2 protein-coding genes are annotated in these 2,531 nt (G+C 58.8%); one reads left to right on the forward strand and one right to left on the reverse strand.

The features are described from left to right. Window positions 1–351 precede the first annotated feature (351 nt). Complete coding sequence (locus ABYA88_RS16070) at window positions 352–1,638, forward strand: DASH family cryptochrome (protein ID WP_373188392.1); 1,287 nt, start codon at window positions 352–354, stop codon at window positions 1,636–1,638. Between the two features lie 5 nt (window positions 1,639–1,643). On the opposite strand, the gene ABYA88_RS16075 is transcribed toward ABYA88_RS16070, so the two are convergent. Beyond that, window positions 1,644–2,531: GGDEF domain-containing protein (locus ABYA88_RS16075; RefSeq protein ID WP_373188393.1), on the reverse strand; the 888-nt coding region annotated here is incomplete at its 5' end.

Consider the following 2,531-nt stretch of genomic DNA (forward strand, 5'->3'; position numbering starts at 1 on the left):
CATCGATCTCCAGCATAGGGGCGCAGCCACCGAGCAGGAGACTCAGGCAGAACAGAGAGGTCAATCGGCGCAGCATGGGTGCAGACTCTGCTTGATAAAGGCAGCAGGCTAGCACGACCTCTCACGGGTTGCAGCGCCTCAGTGGCGGGATTTTTTAGTTGGCTGGAAATCAGGCTGAAAATCAGCCCGCCATGGCTTGCCCTCACAGTAGGAGCGGTGACGGCAACTGGAAAGACAACCGCGACAGGGTAAACGGGTCGGCGTGGATTGACTCACGGGCTTTTGCTCCTGGCATTTTGATCTTATGCAAAATACCATTGATGTATTGGTTTCGTACAGGTTAATCAAAGCATGGTCAGTCTTCTCTGGTTCAAACAAGATCTGCGCTTAGACGACAACCCCGTTCTTGATGCTGCGATGCAGTACGGTGAGTGCCTGCCCGTGTATTGTCTGGATCCGCGCTGGTTCAGACCGGATGATCAAGGGTTGCTCCCCTGCGGCGCTAGACGAGCGCAGTTCATCCTCGACAGCCTGGTCGAGCTACGACGATCGTTGCAGGCGCAAGGCTCGGATCTGCTGGTGTTGAAGGGATGCCCGGAACAGGTGCTACCGGTGCTGTGCAAGAAACTCGGCGTGCGTGCTTTGTTCACCCACGCCGAGCATGCGCCAAACGAGCAGGCAATCCTGGGTCGAGTTCGGCAGGGCCTGCCCGAGGATATTGGCTTGAACCTGGTGGAAACCAATGCGCTGTTTGATCCGTCGCAGTTGCCCTTCGCTCTGGAACAGCTCCCACGGGTATTCACCCGTTTTCGCAACCAGATAGAAAAGCGCACGCCGGCGCATGCGCCATTGCCTGCGCCAACTACCCTGGCGCCTCTGCCGACGGGCGCAGCGGTTTTGCTGCAAGCTATCCCCTTGCTTGACGACCTTGGGCTAAAGGCTGTGCCCGCAGATCCGCGCTCGGCGTTGCCCGAGGGGGCTGGTGAGAGTTCTGGCCGAGCCTGGCTGGATGACTATCTCTGGGACAGCAAGGCAGTACGTCATTACAAGGAAACTCGCAACGCATTGCTCGGCCGCTATGCCTCCTCGAAGCTCTCGGTCTGGCTGGCCCACGGTTGCCTGTCGCCCCGCCGGGTGATGGATGAGCTGCGAGCCCATGAACATATCCATGGTGCCAACGAGTCGACCTACTGGCTCTGGTTCGAATTGCTCTGGCGTGAGTTTTTTCGCCTAAGTCTGCGTGTGAACGGCGTCGCCTTCTTTCGTTTTGGCGGCCATGCTGGTGGCACGCCTCAGGGCGGCACTGATCAGCGCTGGATAGACTGGCGTGAGGGCACGAGCGGCCGACCCTTCGTCGATGCCTGCCTGCGCGAGCTTAACGCCACTGGTTATCTGTCCAATCGTGGGCGGCAGATTGCGGCGAGCTATCTGGTGAATGAGTTGCAGCAGGACTGGCGCCTGGGTGCGGCCTGGTTCGAGCAGCAGCTGATCGACTATGACGTAGCCAGTAACTGGGGCAACTGGGCCTATATCGCAGGTGTCGGCCACGATCCGCGGGGCGGTAGAGCTTTCAATGTGGCTTTTCAGGCCCAGCGCCACGACCCCGATGGAGATTACGTTGCTACCTGGCCAGGCTAGATCTTTCAGCCCGCCTGTTCCAGGCGGTTGCGTCCGCTGTCTTTAGCGCGGTACATCGCCTGATCGGCCCGTTCAAAGACCTGATCCAGTGTATTGCCCTCACGGAAGTCGGTGTAGCCGATAGAAATGGTGATGGTGACCCGCTCGTTCTTGAAGTGAAAAGGGCTTTGCTCGATACCCGACCGCAGCTCTTCGAGCACCATTGCGGCCTTGGCGACGCTGGTGCCGGGCATCAAAATGACAAATTCCTCGCCACCGAAGCGCCCGATGAAATCCGATTTGCGTAGCCGGCGAGACAGCTGCTGGGCGATAAGCCTGAGTACCTTGTCGCCCGCCAGGTGCCCGAATTTGTCGTTGACGCGCTTGAAGTGATCCACGTCGAGTACTACCAGCAGCAGTTGACCGCCATAGCGCTGCCAGCGCTCATATTCCTCGTCCATGCGCTTCTGCAGACCGGCTCGGTTGGGCAGGCCTGTCAGCGCGTCGATCATGGCGTTCTGGCGTTGCTCTTCCAGATGGTTACGAAATGACGTCGCCTCAACTTCCATTGCCTGGACACGATCAACCATGGTTTTCAGCCGCCCGGCGACCTGCTGTTCGCGGTCAAGATGCAGTGTGCGCGATTGCTGGACGTCAACCAGCAACGCGTCCAGCTTGTTCTGCACATTGGTTTTCAGCGTTTCCAGATCGGTGGCTGAACTGACTTCGCCATGCAGCCCCTGGACCTGATCACGGATCGCGCCATCCAGCTCCCGACCCGCTTCCAGGGAGCCGGTATAGGCGTCATGAGCTTCTTCAAGATTGCCCTGGAACTGGGCCAGTCGGCTGTTGAGCTGCTTTAGATAGAGTTCGAAATCCTGCTGGCGGTTGTGTTGTGCGCCCAGCACCAACAA

This window comes from Halopseudomonas sp., assembly GCF_041579695.1.
GTDB lineage: Bacteria > Pseudomonadota > Gammaproteobacteria > Pseudomonadales > Pseudomonadaceae > Halopseudomonas.

Coding starts and splice junctions, on each gene's coding strand:
- ABYA88_RS16070 (WP_373188392.1), top strand. CDS start 352: ATGGTCAGTCTTCTCTGGTTCAAACAAGATCTGCGCTTAGACGACAAC.